Below are 16,768 nucleotides of genomic sequence, written 5' to 3' on the forward strand. Positions count from 1 at the left end.
TTAGCCATTTTTTCTCTGTACACGACAAATTTCACAGAACCCTTATCCTATCAGGATTCTGCCTTCTTAAAATTGCCAAAATTTCCTTAAACTCTTCTTTTTTCCCAAAACCAATTAAACGCTGAATCGCCATTTGAACATAGTCTAAACCATAGCGAAATAAACTCATTGAGAGTCGTCCATGCTTCTTTATTTTTATCGCTTTTTTTTGATCATGTTGCCATTCACCCGTTAAGTAACACCAACAGAAGCTTATAGCTAACACCGCAATCAATTTTTTCACTCGTCTAGGGTCTGTCAAGCGCGTATTTTCAAGATTAAACCCGCGTCCTTTGAGACAACTGAATAAGGTTTCAATTTCCCAGCGTAATGCATAATCCTGAATAGCATTGGCATTAAACTGAGGAGAAACGACGAGTAAAAGCTCTCCATTTTCTAACTGTAGTGCACTTATATATAGTTTCACCCGACCAACCAAAATCCGTCGTTTACGACATTCAATTTGACCAACTTTAAGATGGCGAAATAAATCACTAATTTTATGATTCTTTCCTAAATGATTGGTGACAATGAAGTTTTTTTAACACGAATGCAGAAGTTGATGTCTTGTTCAATTAACCATGTAAACCACTGCTCACCGATAAACTCTCTGTCTGCGAACACATTCACAATACGGTCTTTACCAAAAATGGCTATAAAGCGTTGAATCAAAGCAATGCGCTCTTTCGTATCTGAATTTCCACGTTTATTAAGCAATGTCCAAAGGATAGGTATCGCTATTCCACGATAAACGATTGCGAGCATCAGGATATTAATATTTCGTTTTCCCCATTTCCAATTGGTTCTATCTAAAGTCAGTTGCACTTGGTCGAATGAAAACATATTGAAAATCAACTGAGAAATTTGACGATAATCAAAATACTGACCTGCAAAGAAGCGCTGCATACGTCGATAAAATGATTGTGGTAAGCACTTGATGGGCAAGGCTTTAGATGCAGAAGAAAGATTACATGTTTGCTTTAAAATAATCACAAGCATGATGAGCGCAAAGCACTTTAAATGTGACTTGTTCCATTTTAGAGATTTGTTTAAGATAAGATATAACTCATTGAGATGTGTCATAGTATTCGTCGTTAGAAAACAATTATTATGACATTATTTCAATGAGTTATCTATTTTTGTCGTGTACAGAGCCATTTTTTATAAATCCCCATTCTGTCAACGTACGTCAACCTAAAAAAGCGCATTTCGTATAGCTACGTATAGCAAAAACTTGGTCATATTCTAAATGTCATCAACTTACGTGCCATTTCCACCACTCCATCAACGTAGAATGAAAAACGCCGAGTATTTTGTTGTACAACACTGGTGTAATTTACTTGGACGGCTTTATGTTTCAAACCACATTGAAAACCCATTGAGAGCCTTACAAATAAAGCATCACAGCTCTTTTATGTACATTGTTGAAAGTTGTGTTTTGTCCAAGTAAATCCGTACAGCTACGTACAACAAAATAAATAAAAAGGGCTTAAATCTTGTCATACAAGACACAGGCAATTTACTTTGACAGACCCACACATAAAACAGCATGTATATTCAATTGAAAGCCTTGCCAGTATTGCATTACAGTCGTTTTAAGTGAGTTTTTTAAAGTGGCGTTTCGTCAAGGTACGTCAAAGTAAATCCGTATGACTACGTATAACAAATTCAGGATTTAGAATCCGAAATTCTACCCTTATGGATTTCAAATCTATGAGGGTTAAAACGCACTGGTACATATACCGTTCTGTGTCGCTACGTGTCGCAAAAAGGCTTTAAATCTTGTACGACAGGGTATTTATATTTTGCTTGACAAGATGTCAATAAAATAACCCCTAAAAATACACTAAAAGCTAGGCTATATAAGGGTTTTAGAGCTTTTGAGAAAAGTGCGTTTTGTCATGCTACGTCATGCAAGAAAAACGTGTTTTGTCGTACTAGGTCGTACAAAATGCCTCAATTTTAGAGATACAAGGACGGCTTATTTTTTGTGATACAGCTCACTTACTAAAATTCGTATGTATGCCAAGAACTATAAGGGACACGGCGACTTTTGATCTTTAATTTCGTATCAGTACGTATCACAAGATAGTTGAAAAAGAGCCTATTCCATCTAAGTACATCTAAGTAATTTTTGTTTTACGGCGTATTGGTGGAAATTGATAAGCAGATCATATATAGAAAGACTTACAGCGAAATGATGGTTCTTATTTCGTAAAGCTACGTAAAGCAAGATAAGTATAAATCAACTGAACCAGTACGATTGCTTAGGGCATCACATTTACCCTTACGCCACTCACGTTTAAATGGCATAAAAACAGGCTTAAGCCTACACGGTGCAAGCTTTACGGCAATTTTGACGATAAGGTGTTTCGTAAGACTACGTAAGGGTAATTTCATCTAATCCGACCATAGAAAAACTGGATACTTTTCCTTGATGAGTTGCTCATTAAATATGGTAAAAACTGGCTGTAAGGTATGTACAGTAAGGCTTATCGTCATTTTGAGAAAAACCTATTTCATCAAGGTACATCAAGGAAAACTCTATTCGCCGTATAGAACTGTATAGAATTTTGATCTGTTTTAACCTTAGCAGTTATGCAGACAGACCACAGGTTTTGATAGGTTCTAAGACTAAGTTTTACTAAGTTCAAACGATAATAATTGATAACAACCTGAAGTTTTCTATAGTTCTATCTTGCCGTCCTAATGTTGGGTCTTGCTAGGTTTTGATTTCAGGTTTTATAAGGTTCTAGCCCTTTTGACTGCCCTCAATAAAACACAGTAAACCTGAGCTACCTATTCGTATAATCAAAAGAAACGCATGGGCGTGCGAGGCAGAGCGTTAAAGCGTGGTTTTAATGCAATCAAATTTGAGTATATCTTTTCACTACATTTTAAATGTAGTCGATTGATCTATCAGACTGGAATATGTGAGCATCTCCCACGGCGTACCTTGTCCCTCAATTGAGGGAGCAGGGTCACATTTCAAATGCCACCCATGGGCATTTTAAAATGTGGTTCGGTTAAGGGGAATTGTTATGGCGAATTGGTTAGTTACTGTTAATTACGATGAATTTGATTTAGAAAAAGCCTTTGATGCTTTACCTGAAATTTATTGGAAAAACTCAGCAACAACTGAAGGTAAAGGCCTACAAATTAACGATATTGTTTATGTCTATGTGACTCAACCAATATCTAAAGTCATGTATCAATTCAAAGTGATTGGGCATGCTGATCCATCAGAATATCCTCTTGCACAAAAAGCATTTTGGAAAGTGGTGGTCTCCGTTTACTCGTAGACTCTACTGGCCTAAAGTTTTTAGGTGAAGGTGAATGGAAGCGTAAGAAACATGGACCTGAATATCGCCGCCAATGGCGTAAGCTTCATATTGGTATCGATGCTAAAACCCTTCAAATACGTGCTGTACAACTCACCGCAAATAATGTCTGTGATTCACAGGTACTGGAAGATTTACTTGCTCAAATCCCTTTAGATGAACAAATCGATTCTGTCTATACAGATGGTGCTTATGACACAAAACGATGCCGTCAGGACATTGCAGATCGGCAAGCGCATGCGCTGATTCCACCTAGAAAAAATGCGAAACCATAGAAAGATACAAAGAACAAGCAGCTCGCTAGAGCGAAATGAATTACTTCGAACAGTTAATCTTGCGAAGCAGTGCTTCTCAGGCAGGGCACTATGGAAAAATGGTCAGGCTATCATCGGCGAAGTTTGGTTGAAACTAAGATGCACTGCATTAAATTATTAGGAGATAAACTCAGTGCAAGGAGCTTTGATAGCCAAGTCAATGAGATTCATGCACGTGTAACTGTCCTCAACAGATTTACTGAATTAGGTCGACCACTTACCCAAGTTACGCCTTAAATTTGCCTCAATTAGGGGCGCTTTGCCTTTCAAATCTTTGTGCAACAACGCCCTAAAAATGAAAAAAACCAGAAAAAATAGGAGCTTATAGCTCCCATTTTTTGTTAGCTTTCTAAGTCCCTATGTTAATTTGAAGAATACTTCATCATAACGTCCGAATACAGCTATATTTTTTTGATTTCTACAATATCACTGGATTCAATGAGCGATTGGATATTACCAAATAAACTTTGAATATAATCAGACGCTATATGGATATCTAAATCCTCCCTGCTACGCCATTCTTCTAAGAAGAAATATCTACTCGAGTCATTTTCGCTAATATAAAGCTCATATTTCAAGCATCCTTCTTCGTGAAGCGTAGGCTCTATTACACTTTTTAAAAGCGCTTCTAACGTCTCTTTTTGATCTGACTTTGCCTTAAAGTTCGCAATTACTGAAATAGTCATTATTTCACCTTTAATTTGTTTTAGAAGTTTTCTAGTACAATTTTGCCTTTTGACTTACCTGATTCAAGTAACTTATGCGCCTTCTCCAAGTTTGCAGCGTTAATTTTGCCTAGATTTTGGTTGAGGGTACTTCTAATTTTTTGCTGGTCAACTAATTGAGCAACCTGTTGCAATAGATCACCTTGCTTTTCAATATCATCGGTTTCATACATTGAACGGGTGAACATCAACTCCCAATGGATAGAAATAGATTTAGTCTTAAACGGCATAATATCAAATGTTTGTGGATCATCGATCAATCCAAGCTTGCCTTGTGGTGCAATCAGAGAAACTATTTGCTTGATATAGGTTTCTGTATGATTTGTAGAGAATACATACTTTGGTTTTTCAATGCCTAGTGTCTCGATTTGTGCATTTAAATCTTTGCTATGATCAATGACATGGTCGGCACCCAGTGATTCCACCCAAGATTTCGTTTCTTCACGTGAAGCTGTTGCTATAACAGTCAGATTTGTTTTTGCTTTTAGGAGTTGGATAGCGATTGATCCTACACCACCTGCACCACCAATAATTAAAATACTGCCAACTTCTGTTTCTGAAATTTGAAACCGATCAAACAGCATTTCCCATGCCGTTATTGCAGTTAATGGCAATGCTGCTGCTTCTGCATTAGATACTGTAATTGGTTTAAGACTGATAATTCGTTCATCGACTGCTTGAAACTCAGCATTACTACCATCTCGGGTTAAATCGCCAGCATACCAAACAGAATCTCCTACTTTAAACGAGGTAACTTTTGAGCCAATTTCAATAATTTCACCAACGGCATCCCAACCTAAAATACGATTATTTGCTTCAGACGAATTTTTTCTCACTTTAGTATCAACTGGATTCACAGAGATTGCCTGAACTTTTACCAGTACATCACGCTCCTTAAGCGTAGGCTTCGCTTTTTCAATATCTACCAATGAATTTTTAAAATCATCATGGTTATTTATAACATACGATACGGCTTTCATAGATTTGTCCTCAACTTTAAAAAAATATAGTAAAAATGGGAGCGAAGTGCTCCCATTTTATGTTATTCAATAATTAAAACTCTTGGCTCGTTGGGCGCAAAACAATTTCATTAATATCTATATCCGCAGGCTGTTCAATTGCATAAGCAATTGCTCGAGCGACTGAGTCAGCTGGTATGGCTTGTTTGTAGAAATCAGTAACAAACTCTGAACTTTCTTTATGAGAAGAACCAAATTTTAGTTCTGACTCAATTGCACCAGGCTCAATAGTAGTCGTTCTAATTGTTCCCCCAACTTCATGACGAAGGCCTTCAGAGATGGCTCTTACAGCAAACTTAGTACCGCTATAAACAGTACCTCCTGGACTAAATACTTTTAACCCTGCAACAGATGCGAGATTAATAAAGTGTCCAAAGTTTTGTTTTTGGAAAACAGGCAGTGTAGCTGCTATACCATAAAGAACACCTTTAATATTAATGTCGATCATACGATCCCATTCATCAACTTTTAGCTCACTTAATGGTGCAATAGACATTAATCCAGCATTGTTTACCAATACATCGATTTGACCAAATGCGCTTAATGCCTTTTCAATAAGTGCTTGTACTTCATGTGGTTTGGTTATATCCATACCAATAAATTCAGCTTGACCACCTTCAGCACGAATGTCGTGAACAATAACCTCTAATTTTTCAGTACGTCTAGCACCAAGTACAACCTTTGCACCTTTTTTAGCAAGTAAGCGAGCAGTAGCTTCACCTAAACCACTACTTGCACCAGTGATAACAATAACTTTATTTTCTATATTATTCATACAAGTAACCTTCAACAGAGATGGATCCGTAAATTTGAACAACTCCTATAAGTGATATTCTGCTCCTCAAATGATGTTATAAACATCAATATATGGAGTATTTTATGGCACGTAGACCAAGAAGAAATCATTCAAATGATTTTAAAGCTAAGGTAGCACTTGCTGCGATTAAAGCAGAAAAAACACTTGCTGAATTGAGTGCTGAATTTGATGTTCATCAAAACCAAATTATCGACTGGAAAAATCAACTGATTTCAGCTTCCTCGCAAGCTTTCGATCAATCAAAAGCTCCAACAGAACCACCCATCGATCTAAAAAAACTACATGCAAAAATCGGTGAGCAGGCATTAGAAATTGATTTTTTAGAAGGTGTGTTGAAGAAACTGGGCCGCTTCAACCACAAAAGTTAATCGACGACTCACTTCAGATTTCAGTATCTAAGCAAGCTAAGCTGCTGAAAGTCTCCCGTGGTTGTTATTACTATCGCCCAAAACCTGTGAGTGCATCAGATCTGAAGCTGATGCGATGTATGGATGAGTTACATATGCAATACCCTTTTGCAGGTAGCCGTATGATGCGTGATTTATTGAATCGTCAAGGACATCATATAGGACGACGTCATACACGTACTTTAATGAAGAAAATGGGTATTCAGGCGTTATATTGCAAACCAAATTTAAGCCAGGCTAATCAAGCTCACCGTAAATATCCATATCTGCTCAAAGGGTTGGCTATTCAGCGCAGTAATCAAGTGTGGTCTACGGATATAACGTATATCCCTATGGCAAAAGGCTTTGTTTATTTATGTGCTGTGATTGATTGGCATAGCCGCAAGGTACTTGCGCATAGGGTATCGATTAGTATGGAGGTGGATTTTTGTATTTCGGCTTTAAATGAAGCGATTGAAAAATATGGTCGACCTGAAATATTTAATACAGACCAAGGCAGCCAGTTTACCAGTGATGCATTTATTGATGTATTGAAATCAAATGGCATTCAAATCAGTATGGATGGTAAAGGTCGATGGGTAGATAATGTGATGGTTGAACGATTATGGCGGAGCGTTAAATATGAAGAGGTGTATCTCAAAGCTTATAGCAGTGTCACAGATGCGAAAAAGCAATTAAGTGCATATTTTGAGTTTTATAATTTGAAACGACCTCATTCGAGTCTAGACAAAATGACACCAAATGAGTTTTACTATGATCAGCTACCCCAACAAAACAAGGTGGCTTAACTAGAGCGGAATATCACTTATAAATACGCTTTTAGTTGTTCAAACAAGTGGGACCACCTCTGTACAACGTCGCATTCAAAAATTAAGAGACAGTGGCTATATTATTGGTAATACCGCGGTGCTTGATCCAGACAAATTGGGACAAGTGATTACGATTTTTGTCGAGGTTCGCGTCAATCAAACCCATGTGACTGACCTTGACGAGTTGAAAGCAAGTTTTTCAATTCCAGAAATACAGCAGTGCTATTACGTAACAGGTGAGGCGGATTTTATGTTGGTACTCTTGGTGCCAAGTATGAGTCGGTTTCAAGCCTTATGTGATCAGCTTTTTCATCATAATGCCAATGTGCAATGGTTTAAAACCACCGTTGTGTTAGAAAGGATCAAAACAACTTTAGAGGTGTCTTGTCAGCCATAACTTTTATTCTCCTTTTTATATTCCATTTTAGATTCAATGGCTAAACAGTCAGCTTGAAATAGGAAAAGAGAAGAGTAGTTTCTGAATTTTTAGGCACTCAAAATAACGCCATGAGGGGATTGGCTTCTATTTAAATAGCGAATTTATTTTCTAATTTTGATGGTTTTGTACCCATAAAACTTGAGAAGGAGGCACGCTGTTATAGTTTTTTCAAGCCTTACTGTAGCTACTCATTAGCACCAAACTAGCTGAAAATTTGATTCAAGAAGGGATCACAATCTTGATGGTGGCGTAATGTTTATAACACAGCAACTGAATACAATTTCTGAATTGGTTGAGGGGCAGAGTCTTTCAGATCAACTGCAACATCTACTTGCGCAGCAGTATTTAAACTTAGAAGCGACTTTGCTGCGTGCTAAAGTTTTACGAGATTTTTCAAGCGCTAAAGTTCAATATATCGTGCAGTCTGCCATTCAAGCAGAACATGCCGAGGTCGCATTTTTATTTGCGCCTTTTATCTTGGCAAATTTGAACCATCCTGTGATTTATAGCAGTCCTGCAACGCCAACCGTACTCAATATCCTCAATCGTTACTATCAAGCAGAGCAAAAACAAAACCTAAAAATAGATGATGTGCTTGAGGCACTCAATGTTTATTTAGATTTGAGTGATAGCGTATTTAATGATGTCGATTTTTTTTATTTTTCATTGATCAAAGCACTATGTCGAACTGATGTCTCTCAGATTTTTTTGGTGACATCATTGGTGCTCAATACACAAAAACTCACAGAGCTGGAACAGTTTTTTAAAGTCAAAATTAACTATATTTCTCTCCATCCGCAAGATGCCATTATCGACAGCGGTGAATGGAATATGCGGAAATTGTTCTTTAAAAACAAAGATCAGCAATATATCGATTTATGTGAAAAATTCGCCACATTGAATGCGCAGTTACTGTTGAGTTATGGCAGTTATAACCAGCAGCAAGCGATCCAGTTGGTTGAAGATATGTTCTATGCCGAGCATATTTATGAAAAGTTATCGGTCTATGCCGAGTATATGCAGACTTGTTTACAACATGGCGTGTCCCGAAAGCAGGCGACTTTTTTCGCCTAACTTGCATTTTTGATGCGCCATTCAAAACAGCTTTTCTTTCATATTGATGCATATACCTAGGTCATCCCCATGTTTTTATATACAGACTTTGATCAAAATTTATTGAATGAACGTGTCGCACAGTTTCGCGACCAAACCCAGCGTTATTTAGAGGGAAAACTGACCGAAGAAGAATACCGCCCCTTACGCTTACAAAATGGTTTATATGTTCAACGTTATGCACCCATGCTACGTTTGGCAGTGCCTTATGGCTTAATGAACACAGAGCAATTACGTAAGGTGGCTGAGGTTGCGCAGAAGTATGATCGTGGTTATGCGCATATTTCTACGCGTCAAAATATTCAACTGAATTGGCCGCAGCTTGCAGATGTCCCAGATATTTTGCAGGAACTCGCTACGGTACACATGCATTCTATTCAGACCAGTGGCAACTGTATTCGAAACACCACGACAGACCAGTATGCAGGTGTCGTTGAAGGGGAGCTCACAGACCCACGTCCGACCTGTGAACTGATTCGCCAGTGGAGTACTTTCCATCCAGAGTTTTCATTCCTTCCGCGTAAATTTAAAATTGCGGTCTGTGCACACCCAGAACAAGATCGTGCTGCCACGACTTTTCATGATGTTGGGGTCTATTTGGTAGAAAATGAAGCAGGAGAATTGGGCTATCAAATTAAAGTCGGCGGTGGGCTTGGACGCACCCCTTTAGCGGGACATGTCATTAAGCCATTTTTAGCCCGTGAAGATTTAATTGCTTATTTAGATGCCATCATGCGCGTATATAACTTGCATGGTCGCCGTGATAATAAATACAAAGCGCGTATTAAAATTTTAGTGAAAGCCCTCACTCCAGCGGGCTTTGCGGAAAAAGTTGAAGCTGAGTTTGCACATACTCAAACACTGCTCAAAGTTCAGCCTAGTGTTTTAGCGCAAATGGATGCAGTATTTCGACCGTTTGCCTATGAAGCTTTAGATGCGGAAAATTTTGAGGCGTTGTTCCAACAGTATCCGAAGTTTAAACACTGGTTCAATATCAATACCCATGCACATAAAGTCGCGGGCTACCGCATAGTCACAATCAGCTTAAAACGGGCGGGTGTGGCTCCGGGGGATATGACTTCCGATGAAATGCGTTTAATTGCAGATTTGGCTGACCAATATACCTTTGGTGAGCTGCGAACCACGCATGAGCAAAATATTGCCTTAACCGATGTACGCCAAAAGGATCTGTTTGAACTGTGGCAAGTCTTAGATCGTGGCAATTTAGCCCGAGCGCATATTGGCTTTCTGACTGACATGATTTGCTGTCCGGGCGGCGATTTTTGCTCCTTGGCAAATGCCAAATCCATTCCGGTGTATGAGGCGATTGCTCGCCGTTTTGATGATCTGGATGCTTTATATCATTTAGGCAGGGTCGATTTGAACATTTCAGGTTGTATGAATGCGTGTGGACACCACCATGTCGGCAATATTGGCATTCTAGGTGTCGATAAAAAAGGCGCTGAATATTACCAAATTAGCTTAGGTGGTAACTCAGATCATGATGCATCCATCGGTGATATTTTAGGGCCATCATTTCCTGCAGAAGATATTCCCGATGTGCTAGAGGAAATTCTGAATACTTATCTGGATTTGCGTTTGGAGTATGAATCTTTTTTAGAAACCTACAAACGTGTCTCGATCCAGCCGTTTAAAGAGCGGGCTTATGCGGACATAAATTGAGATGTTGCATGACCGAACTCGGCTGAAAAAGCTAAACACTGCGAGCTGCCAAATCATCATTATTTTGGCCGTTTGGAGCTGTGCTGAGGTCTTGCAAAAGCTGCTGAATTTGCCTGTGGCATCTGGAGTACTTGGTTTTTTTCTGCTGCTGTTCTTACTTGAAATGAAATGGTTGAAATTAGCCCACGTTGAACGCGGTGCCGATCTGTTACTGGCTGAACTGCTGCTGTTTTTCATTCCGCCAGTGGTTGGCGTGATTCAATATCAGGATTTATTGATTGCCAGTGGTTGGAAAATTCTGCTGGTGATTTTAATCAGCACCGCTTTGGTGATGATGGTTTCTGTATATAGCGTGCGGTTGTTGTTAAAGCAGCCAGAGCTAAATCAGGAACCAAAACAGGAAGATCAGTATGACTGAATGCTGGGGGCTTTTTTACTTGGTTTGGACCGTGCTGTGCTATTTCATGGCAAAGCAGCTTTTTGTTCGAACCCAAAAAATCTATTTATCTCCGATTATTGTCGTTCCTAGCTTGAGCATCATACTGATCTTTCTTTTACAGCATCAGTTCCAAGACTATTACTTTTATACCCAATATTTGGTGGCCATGCTCGGCCCAATCACGGTGGCTTTTGCGATTCCTGTATTTCGTTATCGCCGCATGATTCAGCAACATTTTAAAGTGTTGCTCTTCAGTTCCAGCCTCGCCATGTTGGTGGGTATTTTCAGCAGTTGGTTTTTGGCGAGCATATTGGACTTTGATGACATCGTTAAAAATAGCCTGTTGGCGCGTTCCATTTCGATTCCTTTTGCTTTGGTGCTCACCGAAAAACTCGGGGGCTCTATCAGCCTGATTCCGCTATTTACCGTGATTACAGGTTTAGTCGGTATGTTGTTGGGAGACCTCCTCTTGCTTTGGATTAAATATAAAAATCACCTTGCCTCAGGTGCAGCACTGGGTAATGCCGCACATGCTATGGGCATAGCTCGAGCAAGACAGCGGCATAAATTGGAAGGCGTCATTGCCAGTCTCTCGATGATTATTTCAGGAATCATTATGGTGCTATTTGCGCCATCGCTGATTGCAGTGACGAAATATTTACTTGGCTTTATATTTTTTTAAATCAACAAGGAATCGAATATGAATCCTATGTCACATGCAAAGACAATCTTAAGCCCCCAAAGCTATCTCGCGGCCTTTGTCTTTATAGTATTCATGGTGGCAGCTGCCTATGGACTGAATGATCGTGAAATTATTCTGCCTGAAATGGGCGGCGATGGCCGTTGGGTTGTGGGTCTATCGAGATAAACAGTGGCTGAATCAGCCAGATAAAATTTTTATTTTACCCAGTTTGACCGCTGTTATAGGCTTCTGTATTAACTTAATGCCAATTTCATATCTATTCAAACTGGTTTTAGTTCTCTGTGCCATGTTGCTCGTGATGCGGATGTTTAACTATATATTACCGCCCGCACTGGCCACAGGTTTCTTGCCGATTGTGACCCAAGCCTATGAAATATCGTTTTTGATTTCGATTTTTGCCACCAGTTTTATCCTGATGTTGGGTGTAGTGCTCTTTAAACTGAACCAAGGTGTGGAGAGAAAAGGCAATTTTGATCGACGAAAAATAGGTGTGTATGCCAGTATTACTTTAATTGGTTTTGCACTCGCTGCTATTTTCAAGGTTGAAGCGATGGCACTGATTCCACCGATTACAGTGGTGGTGTACGAATCATTAAATATGATCTCTGTACACGACAAATTTCACAGAACCCTTATCCTATCAGGATTCTGCCTTCTTAAAATTGCCAAAATTTCCTTAAACTCTTCTTTTTTCCCAAAACCAATTAAACGCTGAATCGCCATTTGAACATAGTCTAAACCATAGCGAAATAAACTCATTGAGAGTCGTCCATGCTTCTTTATTTTTATCGCTTTTTTTTGATCATGTTGCCATTCACCCGTTAAGTAACACCAACAGAAGCTTATAGCTAACACCGCAATCAATTTTTTCACTCGTCTAGGGTCTGTCAAGCGCGTATTTTCAAGATTAAACCCGCGTCCTTTGAGACAACTGAATAAGGTTTCAATTTCCCAGCGTAATGCATAATCCTGAATAGCATTGGCATTAAACTGAGGAGAAACGACGAGTAAAAGCTCTCCATTTTCTAACTGTAGTGCACTTATATATAGTTTCACCCGACCAACCAAAATCCGTCGTTTACGACATTCAATTTGACCAACTTTAAGATGGCGAAATAAATCACTAATTTTATGATTCTTTCCTAAATGATTGGTGACAATGAAGTTTTTTTAACACGAATGCAGAAGTTGATGTCTTGTTCAATTAACCATGTAAACCACTGCTCACCGATAAACTCTCTGTCTGCGAACACATTCACAATACGGTCTTTACCAAAAATGGCTATAAAGCGTTGAATCAAAGCAATGCGCTCTTTCGTATCTGAATTTCCACGTTTATTAAGCAATGTCCAAAGGATAGGTATCGCTATTCCACGATAAACGATTGCGAGCATCAGGATATTAATATTTCGTTTTCCCCATTTCCAATTGGTTCTATCTAAAGTCAGTTGCACTTGGTCGAATGAAAACATATTGAAAATCAACTGAGAAATTTGACGATAATCAAAATACTGACCTGCAAAGAAGCGCTGCATACGTCGATAAAATGATTGTGGTAAGCACTTGATGGGCAAGGCTTTAGATGCAGAAGAAAGATTACATGTTTGCTTTAAAATAATCACAAGCATGATGAGCGCAAAGCACTTTAAATGTGACTTGTTCCATTTTAGAGATTTGTTTAAGATAAGATATAACTCATTTAGATGTGTCATAGTATTCGTCGTTAGAAAACAATTATTATGACATTATTTCAATGAGTTATCTATTTTTGTCGTGTACAGAGAAATATGATGATGTATTCGTTGAAAATGTATCTTAAGCAGGTTGCTGTGTTGACACTGTCGATTTCAATGGCCGTGCTTATGCAGTTGTGGATTCAAGATTGGATCTTGCTCACCTTTATATATATGCCCTTGATGTTTCTTTTGCTCAAGCTCTTTGATATGCGCATTCCTGCGGTATATGCCTTTCCATTTTTGGTTTTTGTCTTTCCACAAGACAGTGTGATGTATTTACCTGTTGCATCCGGCCTGATGGCTGGCTTTTCACTTGGCTGTGTCTATATCTATCGCACCTATTTTCAAAATATGATTGCTGAGAAATCTTATACCTAGCTTGAGAGGAATGGCATGATCCGATCTGATCATGTCATTTTATCTCTAGGATGGTGATATTTGCAGTATGGGCAGTGAGTCTCTTCAAATAAAAAGATGCTTTAAATCAGTTTGGATTTAAAGCATTCAACTTTTACTCAAAGGCTTCTGGGTAAATACATTGGATCAAGGCATCTAAGGCATTTTGAATACGCTCATTGATTTCAAATGAACAATTGATTCGAATATGATGTGGGACATTGTCCGTTTGATAAAATAATGAACCGGGCGCAATGCTGATATTTTTCTCTAAAAGCTGCTCATAAATCAAATTTCCATTGATCTGCTCGGGCAAAGTAATCCAAAGAAAATAGCCCGATGGATAATAATGAATTTGATAATCTTCAGACAAATGTTCAGATAAATAAGTGTAATACTGATTTTTGAGACGTTTTAAGGTGTTACGCAAAGTTTTTAAGTGCTTTTCATAGTGTCGATGCGATAAATAATCGACCAAGGCATTTTGAATAAATGAGTTGACGGAAAGCGTGCTCATCAGCTGTAGATGCTGAATATGCTCCGAAAATTTACCCGCATAGACCCAACCAATCCGAAAACCCGCACCTAAAGTTTTTGAAAAAGAAGAGCAGTGTAAAACCAAATTTTTCTGATCAAAGTATTTCATCGACAGCGGTTTTTTATGATCAAAATCTCTGTACACGACAAAAATAGATAACTCATTGAAATAATGTCATAATAATTGTTTTCTAACGACGAATACTATGACACATCTCAATGAGTTATATCTTATCTTAAACAAATCTCTAAAATGGAACAAGTCACATTTAAAGTGCTTTGCGCTCATCATGCTTGTGATTATTTTAAAGCAAACATGTAATCTTTCTTCTGCATCTAAAGCCTTGCCCATCAAGTGCTTACCACAATCATTTTATCGACGTATGCAGCGCTTCTTTGCAGGTCAGTATTTTGATTATCGTCAAATTTCTCAGTTGATTTTCAATATGTTTTCATTCGACCAAGTGCAACTGACTTTAGATAGAACCAATTGGAAATGGGGAAAACGAAATATTAATATCCTGATGCTCGCAATCGTTTATCGTGGAATAGCGATACCTATCCTTTGGACATTGCTTAATAAACGTGGAAATTCAGATACGAAAGAGCGCATTGCTTTGATTCAACGCTTTATAGCCATTTTTGGTAAAGACCGTATTGTGAATGTGTTCGCAGACAGAGAGTTTATCGGTGAGCAGTGGTTTACATGGTTAATTGAACAAGACATCAACTTCTGCATTCGTGTTAAAAAAACTTCATTGTCACCAATCATTTAGGAAAGAATCATAAAATTAGTGATTTATTTCGCCATCTTAAAGTTGGTCAAATTGAATGTCGTAAACGACGGATTTTGGTTGGTCGGGTGAAACTATATATAAGTGCACTACAGTTAGAAAATGGAGAGCTTTTACTCGTCGTTTCTCCTCAGTTTAATGCCAATGCTATTCAGGATTATGCATTACGCTGGGAAATTGAAACCTTATTCAGTTGTCTCAAAGGACGCGGGTTTAATCTTGAAAATACGCGCTTGACAGACCCTAGACGAGTGAAAAAATTGATTGCGGTGTTAGCTATAAGCTTCTGTTGGTGTTACTTAACGGGTGAATGGCAACATGATCAAAAAAAAGCGATAAAAATAAAGAAGCATGGACGACTCTCAATGAGTTTATTTCGCTATGGTTTAGACTATGTTCAAATGGCGATTCAGCGTTTAATTGGTTTTGGGAAAAAAGAAGAGTTTAAGGAAATTTTGGCAATTTTAAGAAGGCAGAATCCTGATAGGATAAGGGTTCTGTGAAATTTGTCGTGTACAGAGGATCAAAATAAAGCTCTTCATACACATCGTCTTCAATTAAATAAATATCGCGCTCATGCAGTAGCTTTGCCAGTTGGTATTTGATGTCATCACTGACCGTAAAACCAATTGGGTTGTGACTGTTGAGCATCAATAAACAGACTTTAATTGGATAACGTTCAATTGCATCTTTAAACGCCTCAAGGTCAATACCATGTTCTTCATGTTCAGGAATACTAATGACTTTTAGGCCCAAATGTTCAGCCGCTTGCCATGCACCATAAAATATTGTTTTTTGAAGTAAAATATAGTCACCCGGTTGGGTCATGGCTTGTAAGGAGAGGTTTAAAGCATCTAATCCGCCCGAGGTAATTACGATATCGGATGGGTCTGTTGGAATTCCTTGCATACAGTAGCGCTGTGCAATCAGTTTCCGCAGCTCAAAGTTTCCGGGAGGTAAACTTGGCATCTGTTCATAACTGAGACGGTGTTTGGCACGTTGTCCCAACGTTTGCATCAGCTTGGCAGAGTAGAGCAGTTGGCTGTTGGGAAAGGCAATGCCAAAGGGAACCATTTGTTCAGATTGGATCGATTTTAAGTATCTGAAAATTTTAGAGTTGATTTCAATTTTTTCGTTGAGGATGACACTATTGGAGTTGCTGTCTGAGCGTCCATCGCCTGTCACAAAATAACCGAGTTTTTCTTGTGAATAAATCAGCCCTTGCGCTTCGAGTTCCTGATAGGCATTCATCACGGTCATTAGGCTAAAACCCGATATTTCAGCTTGTTGACGAAGTGAAGGTAGTTTATCGTTGGCTTTCCAAAAACCACTTTCAATCAAATGTTTCAGGCTGAGCGCAAGTTTTTCTGATTTATACATATAGGTTCGCTGCAATTAAAAGGCACAGGACATGTACTGAAAGTCCCGTGCCTAATTCATAAAAAATGCTTGGCTGG

Annotated in this window: 14 protein-coding genes and 4 pseudogenes; 11 read left to right on the top strand and 7 right to left on the bottom strand. The window is 38.6% G+C overall.

What is annotated here, in order from left to right; all coding sequences use genetic code 11:
* Positions 1–31: 31 nt before the first annotated feature.
* A protein-coding gene (locus tag AC4CUX_RS11545; RefSeq protein ID WP_085947913.1) for an IS4-like element ISAba1 family transposase occupies positions 32–1,122 on the bottom strand; the annotation gives its coding sequence in 2 pieces (ribosomal slippage) (positions 32–582 and positions 582–1,122; 1,092 coding nt in all).
* 1,958 nt (positions 1,123–3,080) lie between these two features.
* Between AC4CUX_RS11545 and AC4CUX_RS11550 the strand changes: the two genes are divergently transcribed.
* Complete coding sequence (locus tag AC4CUX_RS11550; RefSeq protein WP_227556983.1) at positions 3,081–3,341, top strand: hypothetical protein; 261 nt, start codon at positions 3,081–3,083, stop codon at positions 3,339–3,341.
* Positions 3,317–3,931 (top strand): annotated as a pseudogene (locus AC4CUX_RS11555) (IS5 family transposase); the annotation flags it as partial. The gene AC4CUX_RS11550 and the pseudogene AC4CUX_RS11555, both read left to right, overlap by 25 nt.
* Before the next feature lie 164 nt (positions 3,932–4,095).
* Here AC4CUX_RS11555 and AC4CUX_RS11560 read toward each other — a convergent pair.
* The 3 genes from AC4CUX_RS11560 to AC4CUX_RS11570 form a co-directional block, all read right to left on the bottom strand.
* Entirely contained in the window at positions 4,096–4,380 is a 285-nt protein-coding gene (locus tag AC4CUX_RS11560; RefSeq protein WP_004281848.1) for a putative quinol monooxygenase, read from the bottom strand.
* A 20-nt stretch (positions 4,381–4,400) separates the two neighbouring features.
* Positions 4,401–5,399: a zinc-binding alcohol dehydrogenase family protein gene (locus AC4CUX_RS11565; RefSeq protein ID WP_025651772.1), complete on the bottom strand. Its 999-nt coding sequence runs from the start codon at positions 5,397–5,399 to the stop codon at positions 4,401–4,403.
* A 73-nt stretch (positions 5,400–5,472) separates the two neighbouring features.
* Positions 5,473–6,213 (bottom strand): SDR family oxidoreductase, encoded by a 741-nt coding sequence (locus AC4CUX_RS11570; RefSeq protein ID WP_004799257.1) that lies wholly within the window; start codon positions 6,211–6,213, stop codon positions 5,473–5,475.
* Positions 6,214–6,317: 104 nt separating this feature from the next.
* On the opposite strand from AC4CUX_RS11570, the gene AC4CUX_RS11575 reads away from it, so the two are divergent.
* From AC4CUX_RS11575 to AC4CUX_RS11605, 7 genes and pseudogenes are all read left to right on the top strand, one after another.
* Positions 6,318–7,450 (top strand): IS3-like element ISAba14 family transposase gene (locus tag AC4CUX_RS11575; protein ID WP_227555099.1). Its coding sequence is split into 2 segments (ribosomal slippage): positions 6,318–6,570 and positions 6,570–7,450, totalling 1,134 coding nucleotides; the frame shifts between segments, so codons are not numbered across the junction.
* Positions 7,451–7,502: 52 nt separating this feature from the next.
* A pseudogene (locus tag AC4CUX_RS11580) lies at positions 7,503–7,868 on the top strand (Lrp/AsnC family transcriptional regulator); the annotation flags it as partial.
* 294 nt (positions 7,869–8,162) lie between these two features.
* Complete coding sequence (locus AC4CUX_RS11585; RefSeq protein ID WP_201950479.1) at positions 8,163–8,984, top strand: hypothetical protein; 822 nt, start codon at positions 8,163–8,165, stop codon at positions 8,982–8,984.
* Positions 8,985–9,053: 69 nt separating this feature from the next.
* Positions 9,054–10,706: a nitrite/sulfite reductase gene (locus AC4CUX_RS11590; RefSeq protein WP_201950486.1), complete on the top strand. Its 1,653-nt coding sequence runs from the start codon at positions 9,054–9,056 to the stop codon at positions 10,704–10,706.
* A 1-nt stretch (position 10,707) separates the two neighbouring features.
* Positions 10,708–11,124 (top strand): CidA/LrgA family protein, encoded by a 417-nt coding sequence (locus AC4CUX_RS11595; RefSeq protein ID WP_201950488.1) that lies wholly within the window; start codon positions 10,708–10,710, stop codon positions 11,122–11,124.
* Complete coding sequence (locus AC4CUX_RS11600; RefSeq protein ID WP_201950491.1) at positions 11,117–11,827, top strand: LrgB family protein; 711 nt, start codon at positions 11,117–11,119, stop codon at positions 11,825–11,827. The genes AC4CUX_RS11595 and AC4CUX_RS11600 overlap by 8 nt, the downstream gene beginning before the upstream one ends.
* A 118-nt stretch (positions 11,828–11,945) precedes the next feature.
* The gene (locus tag AC4CUX_RS11605; RefSeq protein WP_490792409.1) at positions 11,946–12,563 is read left to right on the top strand and encodes a hypothetical protein; all 618 of its coding nucleotides are present in this window, start codon (positions 11,946–11,948) and stop codon (positions 12,561–12,563) included.
* On the opposite strand, the gene AC4CUX_RS11610 is transcribed toward AC4CUX_RS11605, so the two are convergent.
* A protein-coding gene (locus AC4CUX_RS11610) for an IS4-like element ISAba1 family transposase (protein WP_085947913.1) occupies positions 12,470–13,560 on the bottom strand; the annotation gives its coding sequence in 2 pieces (ribosomal slippage) (positions 12,470–13,020 and positions 13,020–13,560; 1,092 coding nt in all). The genes AC4CUX_RS11605 and AC4CUX_RS11610 overlap by 94 nt on opposite strands.
* 96 nt (positions 13,561–13,656) lie before the next feature.
* On the opposite strand from AC4CUX_RS11610, the gene AC4CUX_RS11615 reads away from it, so the two are divergent.
* Complete coding sequence (locus tag AC4CUX_RS11615) at positions 13,657–13,962, top strand: hypothetical protein (RefSeq protein WP_490792410.1); 306 nt, start codon at positions 13,657–13,659, stop codon at positions 13,960–13,962.
* Positions 13,963–14,095: 133 nt separating this feature from the next.
* Here AC4CUX_RS11615 and AC4CUX_RS11620 read toward each other — a convergent pair.
* A pseudogene (locus AC4CUX_RS11620) lies at positions 14,096–14,650 on the bottom strand (aminotransferase class I/II-fold pyridoxal phosphate-dependent enzyme); the annotation flags it as partial.
* 73 nt (positions 14,651–14,723) lie between these two features.
* Between AC4CUX_RS11620 and AC4CUX_RS11625 the strand changes: the two are divergent.
* Positions 14,724–15,814, top strand: a protein-coding gene (locus tag AC4CUX_RS11625; protein ID WP_085947913.1) for an IS4-like element ISAba1 family transposase whose coding sequence is annotated in 2 segments (ribosomal slippage) — positions 14,724–15,264 and positions 15,264–15,814 — 1,092 coding nt in all. Because the reading frame shifts where the segments join, the coding sequence is not laid out codon by codon here.
* Here the strand turns inward: AC4CUX_RS11625 and AC4CUX_RS11630 are convergent.
* A pseudogene (locus AC4CUX_RS11630) lies at positions 15,771–16,691 on the bottom strand (aminotransferase-like domain-containing protein); the annotation flags it as partial. The gene AC4CUX_RS11625 and the pseudogene AC4CUX_RS11630 overlap by 44 nt on opposite strands.
* Between the last annotated feature and the right edge of the window lie 77 nt (positions 16,692–16,768).

Source organism: Acinetobacter sp. 231_lipA (assembly GCF_058243005.1).